The sequence below is a fragment of the Aminobacter sp. MDW-2 genome, from assembly GCF_014250155.1.
Taxonomy (GTDB): Bacteria; Pseudomonadota; Alphaproteobacteria; order Rhizobiales; family Rhizobiaceae; genus Aminobacter; species Aminobacter ciceronei.
In genome coordinates this window covers 381,984-400,465 of the sequence record NZ_CP060198.1, presented here as the reverse complement: position 1 = coordinate 400,465, position 18,482 = coordinate 381,984, and the positions used below count along the sequence as shown (strand labels likewise).

Genomic DNA, 18,482 nt, shown 5'->3' with positions numbered 1-18,482 from the left:
AACGACATCTTGCGCGATTGCGAGATTGAGATGCAGCGCGAAGATGGCTCAAATGTCTGGTGCTCGACGAACTGGCGGCGGAGCGTCTTTCGTTCGCGCCCGTCGCTGGTCATCGGCGTGCTCGACATCACCGAGCGCAAGAAAGCCGAAGCAGCGGAACGCGAGGCGACATCGCTGATGCAACGGGTGCTGGACGCTTGCCCGTCGCCGACACGCATGTCGACGATCGAAGGCGAGACGCTCTATGCCAATCCCGCCAGCCGGGAACTCTACGGCGATCGCCCTCACATCGCTGACTATTATGTCAACCCGGCCGACCGGGAAATTCTGGTCAGCACCCTGCTGGACAAGGGCAGCATCGACGACTTCCGTGTGCGGCAATACTGTTCCGACGACACCATTTTCTGGGGCTCGCTTTCGGCACGGCTGATCGACTTCCAGGGCAAGAAGGTGATTGTTTCCAACGCCACGAACATCAACGCCATGATCATGGCGCAGCAACAGACGCGCCAGGCAAACAACCGCCTGACCGACGCGATCGAGTCGCTGGCTGAAGGGTTCGCGCTTTATGACAAGGACGATTGCCTTGTCTTGGCCAACAGCCAGTATCGGAAGATGCATGCCATCTGCGCCGACGTGCTGGTCCCCGGGGTGAACTGGTTCGACTTCCTGCGGGTGACTGCTGAACGCAGCCAGTTCCGTGTTCCCGGCGACAAGATCGACGAGTGGTTGGCCGAGCGGGCGAGGGATCGGCGCGAGTACCGCCAGCAGGAATTCCAGCATGCAGACGGCGGCTGGTTTTTCGTTTCGAACAGCCCGACACGGGAGGGCGGCTTCGTCGTCACCCGCCTCGACATAACCGAGCGCAAGCGAGCTGAACTGGCGGCCAAGGAAGCAGACGACCTCGTTCGCAGGGTCCTCGAGGCCAGCCCCGTCAGCATCCAGATGACGCGCGCCCACGACGGCAAGCAGCTCTACAGCAGCCCGGCGACGACGAGGTTGCTGGGCGATGTCGTTGGCGCGCTCGACCACTTCGCCAGTCAGGCGCATCGCGACGAATATATCGAACGCCTGCTGCGTGATGGCGCTGTCGATGAATTCGAAACACAGCTCAAGCGCAGCGACGGCCAGACATTCTGGTGCTCGATCTCGTCGCGACTGATCGATTTCCATGGCGAGCAGGTCATCGTCTCCCATACGCACGACCTGAGCGACCGCATCGAGCTGCAGAAGCAGGTCGAGCACCAGCGCGAGAAGCTGCACCAGAACGAGAAGCTGTCGGCTCTCGGCGGGTTACTGGCCGGTGTTGCCCATGAGCTGAACAATCCGCTGTCGGTGGTGCTCGGCATGTCGCTGACGCTGAAGGAAACATCGGTCGACGCGAAGACGGTCGAGCGAGCCGACAAGATCAGCAAGGCAGCGGAACGCTGCGCCCGTATCGTCAAGACCTTCCTGGCAATGGCCAGGCAGCAGCCGACGCGCGCCACGAATGTGTCGATAGACGAGGTTGTTTCGGCAGCTCTCGAAGTGGTCAACTATTCGATCCGGTCTTCCGACATCCAGCTCATGTTCGATCTTGAGCCGGATCTGCCGGCGATCTGGGGTGACCCCGATCAGCTCAGCCAGGTGCTGATCAACCTGCTGGTCAATGCCGAGCACGCGCTCCACCATTGGGAGGGGTCAAGGAAGATACTCGTTGCCACGGGACGGCATCCGGAATGCGGCAACATCACCATTAGTGTCACCGATACTGGCCCCGGGATTGCGGAAGAAATCCTGCCGCGCATCTTCGAGCCGTTCTTCACCACCAAGGAGGTAGGCGCCGGCACGGGCATCGGCCTGTCCTTCTGCCATCGCATTATCCAGGCCCATCAGGGAACGATCGAGGTCGAGACCATGCCTGGCGGCGGCTCGACCTTTGTCGTCTCGCTGCCGGCTTCCGACCGGTTCGTCGAAACTTCAGGACCCGCTGACGAAGAGCCGGAGAACTCAGCCGGCCTGTCATGCCTGGTGGTGGATGACGAAAGCGAGGTTGCCGACCTGATCGCGGAAGTCTTGATGCGCGACGGCTTCAATGTCGTCGTCGCGCGGTCAGGCGAAGAGGCTCTGACGCAGCTCAGGAAGCGGACGTTTGCCGTCATCCTGAGCGACCTGAAGATGCCTAGCATGGATGGCCGGCGGCTCTACAACTACATCGCCGACTACCACCCGGCCGAAGTCGACAGGCTCGCCTTCCTGACCGGCGACACGATCAGCCCCGACGCGCAGGTGTTCCTGCGCGCCACCAAGCGGCCCTATCTGGAAAAGCCGGTGAAGCCGATCGAACTACGCCGGTTTGTTTCAGGCCTGGTCGTCAGGCAGGTGTGAGGGATGTCGTTTGATTTGCCGCCCTCGCCGAAGCGAGGTAGTTTTCCAGTCGAGGTGAGGACCCGGTGACTGCCATTTCGCAGATCGTCGTTTGTGATGACGAGCCCGATGTCCGCGACATGGTCGCGGAATATCTGGAACGCCACGGCTATGCCGTGACGACAGCCGATGCCGGGCCGGCCTTGCGCCAGATCGTCGAGAGCCAGCCCGTCGATGTCGTGATCCTCGATATCCGCATGCCCGGCGAAGACGGCCTCTCGCTGGCGCGCTACCTGCGCGAGCATTCCGAGGTGGCGATCATCATGCTGACGGGCTCGGCCGAGATCATCGACCGGGTCGTCGGTCTCGAGATCGGTGCCGACGATTATATCGGCAAGCCGGTTGACCTGCGCGAACTGCTGGCGCGGGTGAAGGCCGTGCTGCGCAGGACAACGGGCAGGGATCGTGTTGCAGAAAATGCGCTTGGGCCCCAGAGCGCCCAGTTCGGCAGCTGTCGATTGGACCTTGAGCAGCGCAAGCTGTTCGACGCCGATGGCCTTGATATTGCGATCACCCCGATGGAGTTCCGGCTGCTCAAAGTGTTCGCCGAGAACAGGGGGCGGATACTCAACCGTGACCAGTTGCTCGAACTTGCGCATGATCGGGGCTGGGATCCGTTCGACCGCAGCATCGACATCCGAATTTCGCGGCTGCGCAAGAAGATCGAGACTGACCCAACAAAGCCCGAGGTGATCAAGACCATTCGCGGGGTCGGCTATCTCTACGCCTGATCAGGCAACAGGCCTTGCGTTTGCACCGGTGTGCTCGCCTCAGGCAGCGAGACTTGCTTGGCGTATCCATCAAAATGCCGTACTGGGAGACTTCTTGGGCAATTCAGCCCCAGAGATCACGGACCGCGCCACCGCCTGATGCACCAGACCAAGGCATATAGATCGCTTGCGACCGGCTTATTGCCGGCCATGCTGCTGTGCTTGGCGGTGATGCTTGGCGGGTCGCTGGTCGACAGCCTGCCTCAGGCATCGGGTGCCACAGAGCCCGCTTCGGGTCAGATGGACGCCCGCGGACGGCATGGCGGCCCCGCCATTCCCGAACGATCGTTCGTCGTCGTCGATTGGCGTAGCGTCAAGGCGACGCCGCAGCATGATGACGGCAAGTCGGCAATCATCCCTTCCAGGATGGACACGCTTGCGATGGCCATTGCCCGTCCGCAGGCCGATCTCGTCTTGCAGACGGATGTCTTGCCGTCTGGGCCAACCTATGGCGCTCGCGCGCCGCCAGCAATCTCCTGACCATTTGTGAATGGTGCGGCCCGACGCCGCGCCGCTGAACGAACAGCCGTCGTCCGCGCGTCCCGACGCCGCGGCGACGGCCTTTGCAGGATAGATCATATGCGGACCTCCCGATGGGTGGTGTGGACATACACCATCATCATTCTGGCCGGCATCATTGCCGCGCTTCCCAACGTTCTGACCGCCAAGCAACTGGCGGCATTGCCAAGCTGGTTCCCGAAACAGCAGGTCACGCTCGGCCTCGATCTCCAGGGCGGCTCGCACCTGGTGCTTGAAGTCGATGCGGCGGCCCTGAAGACAGACCGCCTGCGCTCGCTGCTCGACGATGTGCGCGGCGCCCTGCGCAAGGAGCGCATCAACGCATCTTCGGCGCGGCTTGCCGGTGATTCCATTGTCGTCAACGTCGCCGACGATGCGCAGCGCGCAAAGGCGCTGGCAACGCTGCAGGCACTGGCTGTTCCCGTCAGTGGCGGCCTCGGCCTTGGCGGCGGCACGCCGGACATCGAGGTCACCACTGCCGACAAGCAGATCAAGGTCGTGCTGACCGAGGCTGGCCAGCGCGACAAGCTCGACGCAGCCCTTCAGCAGAGCCTCGAGATCGTGCGCCAGCGTGTCGACCAGGTCGGCGTTGCCGAGCCGACGATCCAGCGGGTCGGCAGCGACCGCATGCTCGTCCAGCTACCCGGCCTGCAGGATCCGACCCGCTTGCGTGAGCTGCTTGGCAGCACCGCCAAGATGACGTTCCACATGGTGGCCAATGTCGCCAATGGCGAACCGTTGCCGCGTGGCGTCACCATGCTGCCCGACGCCAAGTCCGGCGCACAATATCCCGTCGAGGACCGTGTCGCGCTCGATGGCGCACGCCTCACCGATGCGCGCGCCGGCTTTGACCAGCGCACTCAGGAACCGCTCGTTTCGTTCCGCTTCGACAGCGTCGGCGCGCGCCAGTTCGCCGAGATCACCGCCGCCAATGTCGGCAAGCCATTCGCCATCGTGCTCGACGGCAAGGTGCTGTCGGCGCCAAACATCCGCGAACCGATCACCGGCGGTTCCGGCCAGATCAGCGGCAGCTTCAGCGTTGAAGAGACCGTGACGCTGTCGGCGCTGCTGCGCGCCGGCGCGCTGCCGGCACCGCTGACCGTCATCGAAGAGCGCACCGTCGGTCCCGATCTGGGCGGCGACGTCATCAAGATGGGCATCTACACCGGCATCGCCGGCTTCGTGGCCGTCGTGCTGTTCATGGTGGCGCTCTATGGCACCTGGGGCATGATCGCAAATTTCGCGCTCTTGCTGCACCTGATCCTGACCTTCGGTGTGTTGACGCTGATCGGCGGCACGCTGACTCTGCCTGGCATTGCAGGCATCATTCTCGGCATCGGCTTCGGCGTCGACGCCAACATCCTGATCAATGAACGCATCAGGGAGGAATCGAAGAAGGGGCTCAGCGCCTTCGCCGCCTTGGACAACGGCTTCAAGCGCGCGTACTCGACGATTGTCGACGCCAATGTGACGTCGCTGATCGCCACCGGCCTGCTGTTCACGTTCGGCTCCGGTCCGGTGCGTGGCTTCGCCATCACCATGTTCCTCGGCACCTGCCTGTCGATGTTCACCGCCGTTTCGGTGACCCGTATCCTGATGGCGGCAGTCGTTCGCCGCAGGCGCCTGAAGACCATCACCATCGAACCGCTGGTCCGCTTCTTCCCGGAAAAGACCTCGATCTCGTTCATGAAGGCGCGTTATCTCGGTATCGGCATGTCGATCTTCCTGTCGCTGGCCTCGATCGGCCTGTTCTTCAAGCCGGGTCTCAATTACGGCATCGACTTCAAGGGCGGCATCCAGGTCGAGATCGCGACGTCGACGCCGGCCGACCTGGCGCAACTGCGCAGCACGCTGGGCGGCTTGAACATCGGCGAAGTGGCGTTGCAGCAGATCGGCAGCGACGGCAACGTGCTGATCCGTGTCCAGCGCCAGGAGGGCGGCGAGGCGGCGCAGACCGCTGCCGTCGACACCATCAAGTCAGCGGTGCAGAAGCTCGACCCGAGCGTGAAGTTCGAACGCACCGAAGTGGTCGGACCGAAGGTCAGCGGCGAGCTGGCGCAGTCCGGCATCATGGCGGTGGTGCTGGCAGCCCTTGCCATGCTGGTCTACATCTGGTGGCGCTTCGAATGGAACTTTGCCATCGGCGCCATCGCCACGCTGGTGCTGGATACCACCAAAATGGTCGGCTTCTTCGCGCTGTTCGGGCTGGACTTCAACCTGACGGCCATTGCCGCGCTTTTGACCATCATCGGCTATTCGGTGAACGACAAGGTGGTTGTCTATGACCGCATGCGTGAGAACCTGCGCCTGTACAAGAAGATGCCGCTGCGCGAGATCATCGACATGAGCATCAATCAGGTGTTCGCGCGTTGTATTTACACCTCCGTCGCCATCCTGCTGTCGATGCTGCCGATGGCGATCTGGGGCGGCAGCGCGGTCGAGAACTTCGCCGTCCCGATGGTCTTCGGCGTGTTCATCGCAACGACGTCGTCGATCTTCATCGCAGCACCGATCCTGCTCCTGCTCGGTGATTGGTGGCAGCACCGCAGTGCAGGCCGCGAGCCATCGACTGCGGTTGCCGCAACCAAGGCCTAGCTGTCCCTGTCGGAGCCGTCCTTGTGGCGGCTCCGACAAAAGCCGACCTCAGGCCGGTCGGAAGCGCGTCATTTAAAGTCGTATGCGGTCAGCACATACAGGCGCTTGCGCCCGTGAGAATAGACTTCACGAGCGACGTCCTGGATTGAGATGCGAGCTGCATCGAAGGCGGCAAGATATCGCGTTTCATTGTCAACCGCCGGCTGGCTGGCTTTGAGCGCCTGAACCTCGACGAAAAACGGAACTTCGAACGTGCCGTCGTATCCAAGGAAACGTATGGCTCGCGGCGTCATAACTGCGGCTTCTGTTGGGAAAGGCAAGTGACATCGGTTGCTCCAATACAATGTCGTCGGGAAGATCAGATTGCCGAAGGGCGCCCAACGAATGGTGAGCCACCAAGGCGCTAGGTCCCAGGCGTAGCTTTGGCTTCCTGCGGATTGGAACCCAAACGTCCATCGCCTGGAAATCGGTTCGCTCTAATCAGGGGCGCCGATCGCGCTCATGTTTTCGGAATTCAGACAGTTGGAAGACAAGGGTGTCCTCCTTTCAGTTGGGGCTAGGGCACGATGGCCGCCCTCAATCAGCCGCGCCCTAAGACGAGCGGCCGACAATCGACCCTGCGCCTTTATTAAGTTCCCGTCTATGCGGTTGTGAAATATTTCGCGCGGCAAACGATTCTGAAATGGCAAAGAGCAGAGCCACGTAATACGTGGCGCGTTGCATTTGGAATTGCTTGCGCTGGGCAAAGTCAAGCGCCGAGGGCGTATGGATTGGGGTGCGTCTGGTTAGCTTGCGCGAATGAGCGTCTCAACGACGCATTTGGCTGCATACTGGCTTCATGATTCTTGCCTCCTGTCGGACGCCCGACCTTCCAAACGATGCGCTCGAATTTGCTGATGACGCGCTGCTCGATATCGTGCAGCGGCAGACGATCCGCTATTTCTGGGAGGGTGCCCATCCGGTCAGCGGTCTTGCCCGCGACCGCCAGAAGACCGCTGGCGATGCGCCGAACGATCTCGTGGCGATCGGTGGTTCCGGCTTCGGGATCATGGCCATCATCGTTGCGGTGGAGCGCGGCTGGGTCGATCGCGCTGAAGCCCTTCATCGATTGCATCGGATGCTCGATCTGCTTGAGGGCTCGCCGCGCTACCACGGCATGTTGCCGCATTTCATCAACGGCAGTACGGGCGACACCATTCCGTTCCGACGAAAGGACGATGGCGCTGACATCGTCGAGACGGCGTTTCTATTTCAGGGCCTGATTTGTGCCCGCGAATATCTTGATCAGACTGCGAGCGAGGAGCAGCGTTTTCGCGCTCGGGTGAACACGCTGCTGGCTCAGGCCGAGTGGGACTGGTTTGCGCGGAAAGGCAAGCTCTACTGGCACTGGAGCCCCAGACATGGCTGGGCCATGAACAATCCGATCGAGGGTTGGAACGAGTGCCTACTTGCATTCGTTCTTGCGGCGGGATCGCAGCATCATGCCATTGATCCGGATTGCTACCACGACGGTTTTGCTCGCGCCCCAACCTTTGAAAACGGGCGTAACTACAACGGAATCGTCCTGCAGCTTGGACCTAACTTTGGCGGACCGCTCTTTTTCGCGCACTACTCCTTTTGCGGGCTCGATCCCAACGGTCTCAGTGATCGCTATGCCGACTATTGGCAGCAAAATACTTGCCACGCATTGATCAACCACCAGCATTGCGTGCTCAACCCGCATGGTCACAAAGGCTATGGCGCGGATTGCTGGGGGCTTACCGCGTCTCACGGGCCGACTGCCTACATCGCGCATGCTCCTGACAGGGATGTCGGGGTCATCACGCCGAGTGCGGCCCTGTCCAGTTTTCCTTATGTGCCCGACCAGGCGATGGCCGCCCTACGCGGTTTCCTGACCAAGCCGAGGGATCGTATCTGGGGTCGTTTCGGCTTTGTCGATGCGTTCTGCGAAAACCGCAACTGGTATGCCCGGACCTATCTGGCCATAAACCAGGGCCCCATCGTCGCAATGATCGAAAACCACAGAACCGGGCTCTTGTGGAAGCTGTTCATGGGGGCACATGAAGTCCGGCTTGGTCTTGCCAGGTTGGGTTTCACCAGAACTGGAGCCACACAGCAGAAGGACCACCTAGGTGCGGACACCGTTCACGCTTCGCCCTCCCGGCGCAAAGCAGCTGGGTTTGTTGCGACCTAGCCGTTGGCGGCACGTACCTCGATGCGCAACAGGGCGAGCATTTCATCGAGATCGGCCCGGTCGGCGATCGAGATGCGCAGCCATTCCGGCAAGCCGTAGTCTTCGTTCGAGCGGATGATGAAACCTTTCCTGGCCAGCCGCGCCACGGTCTCCTGGGCCCAACCGGCATAGGCGCCGGGCAGGCGAACGAAGGCGAAGTTTGCGGCACTCGACGAAATCTCGAAGCCAAGCTTGCGCAGTTCGCCTTCGAGATAGTCGCGTTCTTCGGCGGTGCGGGTCCGCACGTGCTGGACGAAGTCCTGTTCGCCGACCGCGACAGTAGCCGCCACCTGCGCCAGTCCGTTGACGTTGCCGATGCCGCGGACATTGTTCAGCGCCGAAACCACCTCCGGATAGGCATAGGCCCAGCCGGCGCGTGCGGAGGCCAGGCCGTAGGCCTTGGAGAAGGTGCGGGTGACGATGACGTTGGGGTGGTGATCGGCGATCTCGAAGGTCGCGACCGCCTCGGCCGGGTCGACATATTCGGCATATGCGGCGTCGAGCACCAGGACGACGTGTGACGGCAGTTCGCGCGCCAGCCGCGCCACCTCGTCCATCGGCACCACCGAGCCGGTGGGATTGTTGGGATTGGCGAGGAAGACGACGCGCGTCTTGGGCGTAACGGCGGCCAGCAGTGCATCGACATCGACAGAGAAGTCGGGGCCAAGCGGTGCTTCGACCGCCTTGGCGCCGAGGCGATAGGCAACGATGGCGAACTGCAGGAAAGAATAGGCCGGAAACAGGATCTCGTCGCCGGCGCGTGCATAGACGCGGCCGACGGCATCGAGCAATTCCTCCGAGCCGTTGCCGCAGACGATGCGGGCGGGGTCGAGATTGAACTGCTTGCCGATCGCCGCGCGCATCGTTCCGCAGTTCGGGTCGGCATAACGATAGACGTTGGGAGCTGCCTCCCGAATAGCCTCGACCACGCCGGGCGCCGATCCGAGCCAGCTTTCGTTGAGGCCGAGATTGACGACGCGTGCCGCACCCGTGGTGTCGATTTTCTTGACGACGGTCAGCGTTCGGGCGGACAGGTAAGGTACTGGCAGGGACATTTCGCTTCCTTGAAGTCTAGTCGGAGCCGATCAGGATCTTGGTGTAGAGCGAGCGGAAGCGCTTGCGGTCCGCCGGCGGCTCCTTGAAGTGAGTGGCGTAGTAGCCGATCTGCTGGAAATAGGTGATGCGGGCGCGGATCAGGCTCTCGTCCTGGTCATAGCCCATCGCGGTAAAAGCCCGGACAAGCAGCGCCATACGAAAATCGTCCTGTGCCTGCACCTTGCGGGCGATCACTGCCGAACCGCGCGCCCAGTCGCGGATGGCGAGATCAAGCCGCGGGCTGAACGGGTCCTCCCTGATCCACACGCCGGTTACCGCGTCGAAGAAGGCCGGGCCGTCGATGACCTCCTGGTCGATGAGCGCCTCGAACGGCTTGCAGTTGCGCTGACGCCATTCCTCGAGAAGGCTGTCGAGCAAATCCTTCAGGTTCCTGAAGTGGAAGTAGAAGCTGCCGCGCGTGACCTTCAGCTGTTTCGACAGGTGATCGATCTTGACGTTGGCGATGCCCTTCTTTTCCAGCGCAGCGATGGCAGCGGCAATCCACGCTTCGCGCGACAGCGTTTTCCGTGCTTCGGACCTGGCCGATCGTTCGGGAGACGTTGGGCTGCGCTTCATCTCGTCGTTCCTCAGGGGAGGTTGCCGAAGCGCTCCAGCATCAGCGCGAAGAAACCATCGGCGTCGATGCGGCGCAGCACGTTGCAGTTCTTGCGGCGACCGGTGACGTGCCACCAGTCGACGACGGTCATGCCGATGGTCTCGGGCGACATCAACTCGATGGTGACGTTGCATTGCTTCTGCTCGTAGAGATGCGGTGCGAGCAGGTAGCCGGTGACGCAGGCGTCGTGGATGGGCCGGGCCTCGGTCGGGAATTTGTGCGAGCCGTACTGGCGGTAGAAATCGGCCATATTGGCGGCTTCGATTGCCGAACGGGTGCCGAGCGCACGCAATTGCTGCAGCCATTCCGGCGTCATCTGGGCGGTGTAGGTGCAGTCGATGCCGGCCATGGTCACCGGCACGCCGGAATCGAACACGACCGCAGCCGCATGCGGGTCGACCCAGATGTTGAATTCGGCGGCAGGCGTGGCATTGCCGCCCTCGAAGAAGCCGCCGCCCATCAGCACGACTTCGCGGATGCGCGGGATGATGCGCGGCTCCATCACCATCGCCATGCCGAGATTGGTCATGGGGCCAAGCGTGCAGACGGTGATTTCGCCTTCGGGGGCGGCCATCAACGTGTCGACAAGGAAGTTGACGGCATGCTTGTCCTGCAGCGGCTTTTCCGGCTCGGGCAGGACGCAGCCGTCGATGCCGGTCGGGCCATGGACATATTCGGCGGTCTTGAGCGCCTTGACCATCGGACGCGAGCAGCCGGCATAGACCGGCACGTCGGACCGGCCAGCGAGTTCGGCGATCTGCAGCGCGTTGCGCGAGGTCAGTGCCAGCGGCACGTTGCCGCCGACGGTGGTCAGCGCCAACACCTCGAGCTCGGGCGACCCCAGCGCGAACAGGATGGCAAAGGCGTCGTCCTGGCCGGGGTCGGTGTCGATGATGATCTTTCGCGGCGACATGGCTCTTCCCCAAGGTTCGATCGCCGGATAGCTTCGGCGGCATTGCAAGAATTGGGCGTCAATGCATACAGTACTGTATGTTATTTTCAAGACGGGTTGGCAGACCTCCCGTTGGCACATCGGGGAGAAATGAATGGGGCCTTCAGTCGATCCGGTGCCCGCTGGCGACATCCAGCCGAAGATCGCCGACGTCGTCATCGTCGGTGGCGGCATCATCGGCGTCAGTGCTGCGCTGTTCCTGGCGAGGAAGGGCATTTCGGTCGTCGTCTGCGAGAAGGGGCATGTTGCCGGCGAGCAGTCGAGCCGCAACTGGGGTTGGTGCCGGCGAATGGGCCGCGACCCCCGCGAGCTGCCGCTGATCGTCGAAGCGTTGAAGATGTGGGGCGGCATCGAAGAGCTGGTCGGCGAAGACGTGGGCTTTCGCCGCACGGGCATCCTGTATCTCTGCCAGGACGAAAGCGACGTCGAGCACCATGCCGAATGGGTGAGACGCGCCGGCGACTATGCGCTCGACTCGAAGATGATCGAGGGAAGAGCGCTGGCCGATCTCATGCCCGGCGCGCACAAGACGTTTAGGGCAGCACTGCACACGCCGAGCGACGGCAGGGCCGAGCCGCAGAAAGCAGCACCCGCGATCGCCCGTGCCGCCCAGCGCGCCGGCGCACGCATCCTTTTGCGCTGCGCGGTGCGCGAGATCGAGACCGAAGCGGGCCGCGTCTCGGGCGTGGTGACCGAGAACGGACCGATCCGGGCGAGCACCGTCGTCGTCGCCGGCGGCGCGTGGTCGAGCCACCTCTGTCGATCGGTCGGCATCCGCTTGCCGCAACTTGCCGTGCGCTCGTCGGTGATGCGTACCGGTCCTGTTGAAGGCGGCCCCGATGGCGCTGCCTGGACGGAAGGTTTTGCCTACCGCAAGCGTCTCGACGGCGGCTACACCATCGCCGACGGCACCATCAGCTATCATCATGTGAACCCCGACAGCTTCCGCTACTTCACCGATTTCCTGCCGATCCTGTCGCGGGAGTGGCGCTCCATCGGCCTGCGCTTCGGCGATTTCCTCGGTGGCCCATTCGGGCTTTCGCCCAGGCTGGAAGGCGAGGGCAGTGTCTATGAGCGGCACCGCACGCTTGATCCCGAACCGGCAGTTGCCCCGCTCGAGGCTGCTCGCGCCAACATGGAGAAGGTCTTCCCGGTGCTGAAAGGCGTACCTACGCTGCAGCGCTGGGCCGGCTTCATCGACGCCACGCCGGATGCCGTGCCGGTGATTTCGCCTGTCAAATCGCTGCCCGGGCTGGTCATCGCCACTGGCTTTTCCGGCCATGGCTTCGGCATCGGCCCGGCCGCAGGCAGGCTGGCCGCCGATCTGGTGATGGGCAATGCGCCGCTCGTCGATCCGCAGGCCTTCCGTTACGAGCGCTTCATCGACGGCACCAGGCATCGTCCGACGACGGGGGTATGATGGTGCTCAGCCGCCGGCAAGGATGCGCTGCATCTCCCGCAGGGCGGCATCGCGCTGCGGGTCCCGGCCCGCGGCGTAGGGCAGGCTGAAAGCCACCGGAATGTCGGGTGCGACGCCGATCCCCTCAAGCCGCACATCGTCGCCGATGACAGCGTCGGAGACCGCCACTTCGAGCAGGCTGTCGTCGGGCAGCAGATAGGCACGCCCGGCCAGCAACGCGCCGGCGGTGCGGGCGCCGACGAGCGGAATGCCGTTGCTCTTCAACGCATAGGCGAACAGTTCCAGACCGCTTCGCGCGCCTTCGTCGATGATCGCGACAACAGGTTTTTGCCAGCGCATATTGGCAAGTGTCGCCTCGCCCTTGCGCGGGATGAGCCGGAATGTCGGTGTATCGCCGACAAACAGCTCGGCCGCATCGGAAGGGCCGCCGCCCCAGCGGCCGCGCAGGTCGACGACCATGCCGTCGACGTCCTTGAGGCGACCGTCGGCCATTTCACGGGCAACGATGTCGAGACCATCAGGTGCCGAAAGGGTCCATAGCCTGACATAGCCTATGCGCTTTCCGTTTTGCTCGGAGACGCCGACGCTTGCCTCGATCGCCTGCTCGAATGTCCTGAGCGGACGCAGCCGCTCCACCGCTACCTTGACGGTCGTGGGTTCGGCACCGGCGTCCCGGCGCAGCCTGATCTCGACGGTGCGGCCGACCTTGTCGCTGAATGATGCAATCTCATGATAGGGCGCGCCGTCGACCGAAAGGATCTCGTCGCCAGTCAGGATCCCTGCCCGGGCCGCCGGGGAGCCGTCATAGACGTCGCTGACGAACAGCGACCCTGCCAGCGGTTCGGCGATCATGCCGATGCCGGGATAGCTGACCTGGCCGTCGGGCGGAAACAGCCGCCGCATGTCGTTGCGGATGGCAAAGCGGAAGATGTCGGCGAGCTCGAAGTAGGCGATCGTGTCGGGTTCGAAACGGCCGGTGTGGGAGGCCTGAAGACTGGCAAGCACGGTATCGATCGCCTTGTCGACCCGCGTCTCCGAACTGTTCGCGTTGAGTGGCCCGGTGCCGATTTCCTGCCTGACTGCTGCGCTGAACCGTGGCAGCGCCGAGGCGTCGTGGAAATTGTCGATGACGAGCTCGACGGCGCGGTCAAAGACGGCATTGCCCGATTTCGGCGGTGCCTCATCCGCCATAGCTGCCAAAGGCTGCAGCAGATGGAGGGCTGTCGCCATGAGGAAGCCGAGGGTCTTGATGTCCATGGGCGGTTCCTTCTCCGGTCCATTATCGGCCTAAGCGGCGGCAGGACGAGCCCCCTTGCTGACAAGTTTGCGTGAGCGGAACTGGCGCCATGCATGCGGTGGCCGGGTAGGTTTCACCCTATCCGACAGGGGGTCGGCACATCTGAAAGAGTAGGCCCGGTCCAACGCCCAAAGGTCCGCGAATCTATCCCGGCAGGTGTTGTGAGCCGGCGGTACAAAACCGATCATCCTCCCGAAAGCCACAGACAGGCGCCACGCCGCAACAATATTCGGGAGGACTTTTCATGGCCGGCTTCAATCAGCTTTTCGTTCCAGGACCGACCAACGTTCCGGAGAGTGTCCGGCAGGCGATGAACATGCCGATGGAGGACATGCGGGCGCCGGATTATCCAACCTTCACGCGCGGTCTGTTCACCGATCTGATGAAGGTCTTCCGCAACGAGACCGGCCGCGCCTTCATCTTCCCGTCCTCGGGCACCGGCGCCTGGGAGTCCGCCATCACCAACACGCTGAGCCCCGGTGATCGCGTGCTGATGTCGCGCTTCGGCCAGTTCTCGCATCTGTGGGTCGACATGGCCGAGCGCTTCGGCCTCGATGTCGACGTCGTCGATGTCGAATGGGGCACGGGCGTTCCCGTCGAGATCTATGCCGAACGCCTGGCAGCCGACAAGGAGCACCGCATCAAGGCGGTCTTCGTCACCCACAATGAAACCGCAACCGGCGTGACCAGCGATGTCGGCGCCGTGCGTGCCGCCCTCAACGCCGCCAAGCACCCGGCGCTGCTGTTCGTCGACGGAGTGTCGTCGGTCGGCTCGATCGACTTCCGCCAGGAAGAGTGGGGTGTCGACTGCGCAGTGTCCGGCTCGCAAAAGGGCTTCATGCTGCCGCCCGGGCTCGGCTTCCTGTCGGTCAGCCAGAAGGCCCTCAACGCTGCCAAGACTGCAAAATTCAGTCGCTGCTACTTCTCGTTCGAGGACCAGATTCGCGCCAACGACACCGGCTACTTCCCCTACACGCCGGCCGTCCAACTGCTGCGCGGCCTGCGCGCTGCCCTCGACCTGATCCAGGAAGAAGGGCTCGACAACATCTTCGAACGTCATCACCGGCTGGCGACCGGCGTGCGCAAGGCGGTCGACGCGTGGGGCCTGCGCGTCTGCGCCAAGGAAGCGAAGTGGAATTCCGACACGGTCAGCGCGATCGTGGTTCCGGAAGGCATCGACAGCGCCGACATCGTCCGCCGCGCCTATAACGGCTACCAGACCTCGCTCGGCGTCGGCCTCAACAAGGTCGCCGGCAAGGTGTTCCGCATCGGCCATCTCGGCTGGGTCAACGAAGTGATGATGTGCGGTGCGATCTCGGCCGCCGAGATGTCGCTGCGCGACTGCGGTGTCAAGGTTCAGCCAGGTTCTGGCGTCGGTGCCGCACTCGAACACTATCGCCTGTCGGCTCAGCCGGCCGTCGCCAAGGCAGCCTGAGGGAGGATCGCATGAGCCATACACTCCACCACCTCCGCAAGCTGCGCCTGCAACGCTCGGAGCTCGCCGTTCCGGGCTCCAATCCGGAGATGATCCGCAAGGCCGCCGACGGCGAAGCCGACTACATCTTCCTCGACATCGAGGATGCGGTGGCGCCGCCTGACAAGGAGCGGGCGCGCAAGAACATCATCCAGGCGCTGAACGAAATCGACTGGCGCGCCAAAGGCAAGACCATTTCGGTCCGCATCAACGGCCTCGATACCCATTACATGTACCGCGACGTGGTCGACGTGATGGAACAGGCAGGTGACAAGCTCGACACCATCCTGGTGCCCAAGGTCGGCGTGCCCGCCGACCTCTATACGGTCGACGCCATGGTCACCCAGATCGAGATGGCCAAAGGCTTCAAGACCCGCGTCGGCCTGGAAGCGCTGATCGAGACAGCACTTGGCATGGCCAATGTCGAGGCCATTGCTGCCTATGGCGGCCGGCTCGAGGCGATGCATTTCGGCGTTGCCGACTATGCCGCCAGCTGCAAGGCGCGCACGGTCAGCATCGGTGGCCTCAACCCCGATTACCCCGGCGATCAGTGGCACGCCGCCCTGTCGCGGATGACGGTTGCCTGCCGCGCCTACGGCCTGCGTCCGATCGACGGCCCGTTCGGCGATTTCTCCGATCCGGAGGCCTACATCGCCGCCGCCAAGCGTGCGGCAGCCCTCGGCATCGAGGGCAAGTGGGCAATCCATCCCTCGCAGATCGAGTTGGCCAACGCCGTGTTCTCGCCGCCGGAGAAGGAAGTCACCCGCGCCCGCCGCATCATCGAAGTGCTCAAGGAAGCCGAGGAGCAGGGCAAGGGTGCCGCAGCTCTCGACGGCAAGATGATCGACGCCGCATCCGAACGTATGGCCCGCAACGTCCTGGTCATGCACGACGCAATCGAGCAGTCGGCGCGGTCGCGCAACAGCCTGCCAAACTGAGGAGGAGTTCGACATGGATATTCATGAATATCAGGCCAAGGAACTGCTCGCCCGCTACTCGGTGCAGATCCCGCGCGGCGGCCTGGCCTACAGCCCGGAGCAGGCGACCTATCGCGCCAGCGAGATCGGCGGCGGCAAATGGGTGGTTAAGGCACAGATCCATTCCGGTGCCCGCGGCAAGGCCGGCGGCATCCGTATCTGCACCACTGACAACGAGGTCTCCGAGGCTGCCGAATCCATGCTCGGCCGCAAGCTGGTGACGCATCAGACCGGCCCCAAAGGCAAGCTGGTGTCGCGCCTCTATGTCGAGGAAACTGTCGACATCCGCCAGGAGCTCTATCTTGGCATCGTGCTCGACCGCAAGTCGGAGCGTGTCATGATCGTGGCCTCCGCCTCCGGCGGCATGGAGATCGAGGAGATTGCCGAAAAGCAGCCCGACTCGATCATCCGCGCCATCGTCGATCCGGGCGCCGGCATGCAGCAATTCCAGGCCCGCGAGATCGCCTTCGGTCTCGGCCTCGACAACAGCCTGATCGGCAAGGCCGTCGATACGCTGCTCGGCTGCTACAGAGTCTTCCGCGACTTCGACGCCTCGATGCTGGAGATCAACCCGCTCGTCATCACCAAGGACGGCAATCTGATCGCGCTCGACGCCAAGATGTCCTTCGACGAAAACGCGCTGTTCCGCCGCGCCGAGATTTCGGAGCTGCGTGACAAGTCACAGGAAGATCCGCGCGAAACCTTCGCCAGCGACCGTGGCCTGTCTTATGTCGGCCTCGAAGGCAACATCGGCTGCATCATCAATGGTGCCGGCCTCGCCATGGCGACGATGGACATGATCAAGATCGCCGGCGGCGAGCCTGCCAACTTCCTCGACATCGGCGGTGGCGCGTCGCCCGAGCGCGTCGCCAAGGCATTCCGCGCTGTGCTGGCCGACAAGAACATCGAGACCATCCTCGTCAACATCTTCGCCGGCATCAACCGCTGCGACTGGGTGGCCGAGGGTGTCATCAAGGCAATCCGCGAGGTCGGCGTCAACGTGCCGCTGGTCGTGCGGCTCGCCGGAACCAATGTCGAAGAGGGCCGGCGCATTCTCGCCGAGTCGGGCGAAAAGGTGATCGTCGCCGATACGCTCGCCGAGGCAGCCGAGAAATCGGTCGAAGCGATGCGCGCCTACGCGAAATCAAAAAAGAACTAAGGGAGGTCGAAATGGCAGTTCTCTTGAATCGCCGGACGCGTGTCATCGTCCAGGGTCTGACCGGCAAGATCGGCTCGTTCCATGCCGACGACATGAAGCGCTACGGCACCAATGTTGTCGGCGGTGTCACTCCCGGCAAGGGTGGCCAGGTCCATCAGGGCATTCCGGTGTTCAACACCGTTCGTGGTGCCGTGCGCGAGACCGGTGCGGAAGCCTCCATCGTCTTCGTGCCGCCGCCCTTTGCCGCCGACTCGATCATGGAAGCGGCCGAGGCCGGCCTGAAGCTCTGCGTCTGCATCACCGACGGCATCCCCTCGCAGGACATGATGCGGGTCAAGCGCTACATGCGTCGCTTCCGCTACGAAGACCGTATGCGTCTCGTCGGCCCCAACTGTGCCGGCGTCATCACCCCCGGCCAGGCGCTGATGGGCATCATGCCCGGCAACATCTACCTGCCGGGCCGGGTCGGCATCGTCGGCCGCTCGGGTACCCTCGGCTATGAAGCCGCCTCGCAGATGAAGGCGCTCGGCATCGGCGTTTCGACCTCGGTCGGCATTGGCGGCGACCCGATCAACGGCTCGTCCTTCAAGGACATCCTCAAGCTGTTCGAAGACGATCCGGACACGGATGCCGTGGTCATGATCGGCGAGATCGGCGGTCCACAGGAAGCCGAGGCCGCAGAATGGGCCAGGCACAACATGCGCAAGCCGCTTATCGCCTACATTGCCGGCCTTTCGGCGCCGAAGGGCAAGCGCATGGGCCATGCCGGCGCCATCATCTCGGCCTTCGGCGAATCCGCCCAGGAGAAGGTCGAGATCCTGCGCGAAGCCGGTGTGACCATCGTGCCGACCCCGGCAGCCTTTGGCCCGACCGTCGCCAGTGTGCTCGAGCAGCAGAAGAAGGCCGCCTGACCCGGCCTTTGGGGGAGCCTGCGCCGACCGGCTCCCCTCTGTCCGTCTGGTGCACTGC

General features: G+C 63.2%; 15 protein-coding genes. 10 read left to right on the top strand and 5 right to left on the bottom strand.

The window, feature by feature from the left end; all coding sequences use genetic code 11:
• Window positions 1-30: 30 nt before the first annotated feature.
• From H5P29_RS30510 to secD, 4 genes are all read left to right on the top strand, one after another.
• On the top strand, window positions 31-2,367 hold the full coding sequence (locus tag H5P29_RS30510; protein WP_185910438.1) for an ATP-binding protein: 2,337 nt from the start codon (window positions 31-33) through the stop codon (window positions 2,365-2,367).
• A gap of 65 nt (window positions 2,368-2,432) precedes the next feature.
• Window positions 2,433-3,137 carry a response regulator gene (locus tag H5P29_RS30505; RefSeq protein ID WP_185910437.1) on the top strand — a complete coding sequence of 235 codons (705 nt, stop codon included), beginning with the start codon at window positions 2,433-2,435 and terminating at the stop codon, window positions 3,135-3,137.
• 189 nt (window positions 3,138-3,326) lie between these two features.
• On the top strand, window positions 3,327-3,656 hold the full coding sequence (locus tag H5P29_RS30500; protein ID WP_154384332.1) for a hypothetical protein: 330 nt from the start codon (window positions 3,327-3,329) through the stop codon (window positions 3,654-3,656).
• Between the two features lie 99 nt (window positions 3,657-3,755).
• The gene (gene secD, locus H5P29_RS30495; protein ID WP_154384333.1) at window positions 3,756-6,290 is read left to right on the top strand and encodes a protein translocase subunit SecD; all 2,535 of its coding nucleotides are present in this window, start codon (window positions 3,756-3,758) and stop codon (window positions 6,288-6,290) included.
• A 68-nt stretch (window positions 6,291-6,358) separates the two neighbouring features.
• Here the strand turns inward: secD and H5P29_RS30490 are convergent, their stop codons facing one another.
• Window positions 6,359-6,583: a DUF1488 family protein gene (locus tag H5P29_RS30490; RefSeq protein WP_371818662.1), complete on the bottom strand. Its 225-nt coding sequence runs from the start codon at window positions 6,581-6,583 to the stop codon at window positions 6,359-6,361.
• A 545-nt stretch (window positions 6,584-7,128) separates the two neighbouring features.
• Here H5P29_RS30490 and H5P29_RS30485 point away from each other — a divergent pair.
• Window positions 7,129-8,484 carry a glucoamylase family protein gene (locus H5P29_RS30485; protein WP_083948831.1) on the top strand — a complete coding sequence of 452 codons (1,356 nt, stop codon included), beginning with the start codon at window positions 7,129-7,131 and terminating at the stop codon, window positions 8,482-8,484.
• Here the strand turns inward: H5P29_RS30485 and H5P29_RS30480 are convergent.
• From H5P29_RS30480 to H5P29_RS30470, 3 genes are read right to left on the bottom strand one after another with little or no spacing between them, the layout of a single operon-like run.
• A complete protein-coding gene (locus H5P29_RS30480) occupies window positions 8,481-9,578 on the bottom strand; it encodes a histidinol-phosphate transaminase (RefSeq protein WP_067967847.1) in 1,098 nt (365 codons plus the stop codon). The genes H5P29_RS30485 and H5P29_RS30480 overlap by 4 nt on opposite strands.
• 16 nt (window positions 9,579-9,594) lie before the next feature.
• A complete protein-coding gene (locus H5P29_RS30475; RefSeq protein WP_067967850.1) occupies window positions 9,595-10,194 on the bottom strand; it encodes a TetR/AcrR family transcriptional regulator in 600 nt (199 codons plus the stop codon).
• A gap of 11 nt (window positions 10,195-10,205) precedes the next feature.
• Window positions 10,206-11,147: a nucleoside hydrolase gene (locus H5P29_RS30470; protein ID WP_067967852.1), complete on the bottom strand. Its 942-nt coding sequence runs from the start codon at window positions 11,145-11,147 to the stop codon at window positions 10,206-10,208.
• 133 nt (window positions 11,148-11,280) lie between these two features.
• On the opposite strand from H5P29_RS30470, the gene H5P29_RS30465 reads away from it, so the two are divergent.
• Window positions 11,281-12,606 carry an FAD-binding oxidoreductase gene (locus H5P29_RS30465; protein ID WP_067967855.1) on the top strand — a complete coding sequence of 442 codons (1,326 nt, stop codon included), beginning with the start codon at window positions 11,281-11,283 and terminating at the stop codon, window positions 12,604-12,606.
• Window positions 12,607-12,612: 6 nt separating this feature from the next.
• On the opposite strand, the gene H5P29_RS30460 is transcribed toward H5P29_RS30465, so the two are convergent.
• Window positions 12,613-13,863 carry a S41 family peptidase gene (locus H5P29_RS30460; RefSeq protein WP_067967858.1) on the bottom strand — a complete coding sequence of 417 codons (1,251 nt, stop codon included), beginning with the start codon at window positions 13,861-13,863 and terminating at the stop codon, window positions 12,613-12,615.
• Between the two features lie 284 nt (window positions 13,864-14,147).
• On the opposite strand from H5P29_RS30460, the gene H5P29_RS30455 reads away from it, so the two are divergent.
• The 4 genes from H5P29_RS30455 to sucD are packed head-to-tail and all read left to right on the top strand — an operon-like array spanning window position 14,148 to window position 18,424.
• Window positions 14,148-15,338: an aminotransferase class V-fold PLP-dependent enzyme gene (locus H5P29_RS30455; RefSeq protein WP_067967860.1), complete on the top strand. Its 1,191-nt coding sequence runs from the start codon at window positions 14,148-14,150 to the stop codon at window positions 15,336-15,338.
• A gap of 11 nt (window positions 15,339-15,349) precedes the next feature.
• Window positions 15,350-16,315: a CoA ester lyase gene (locus tag H5P29_RS30450; RefSeq protein WP_067967863.1), complete on the top strand. Its 966-nt coding sequence runs from the start codon at window positions 15,350-15,352 to the stop codon at window positions 16,313-16,315.
• A gap of 13 nt (window positions 16,316-16,328) precedes the next feature.
• Window positions 16,329-17,513, top strand: a complete 1,185-nt coding sequence (locus H5P29_RS30445) for a malate--CoA ligase subunit beta (protein WP_154384334.1) — start codon at window positions 16,329-16,331, stop codon at window positions 17,511-17,513.
• 11 nt (window positions 17,514-17,524) lie between these two features.
• A complete protein-coding gene (gene sucD, locus H5P29_RS30440; protein WP_067967870.1) occupies window positions 17,525-18,424 on the top strand; it encodes a succinate--CoA ligase subunit alpha in 900 nt (299 codons plus the stop codon).
• Window positions 18,425-18,482 lie beyond the last annotated feature (58 nt).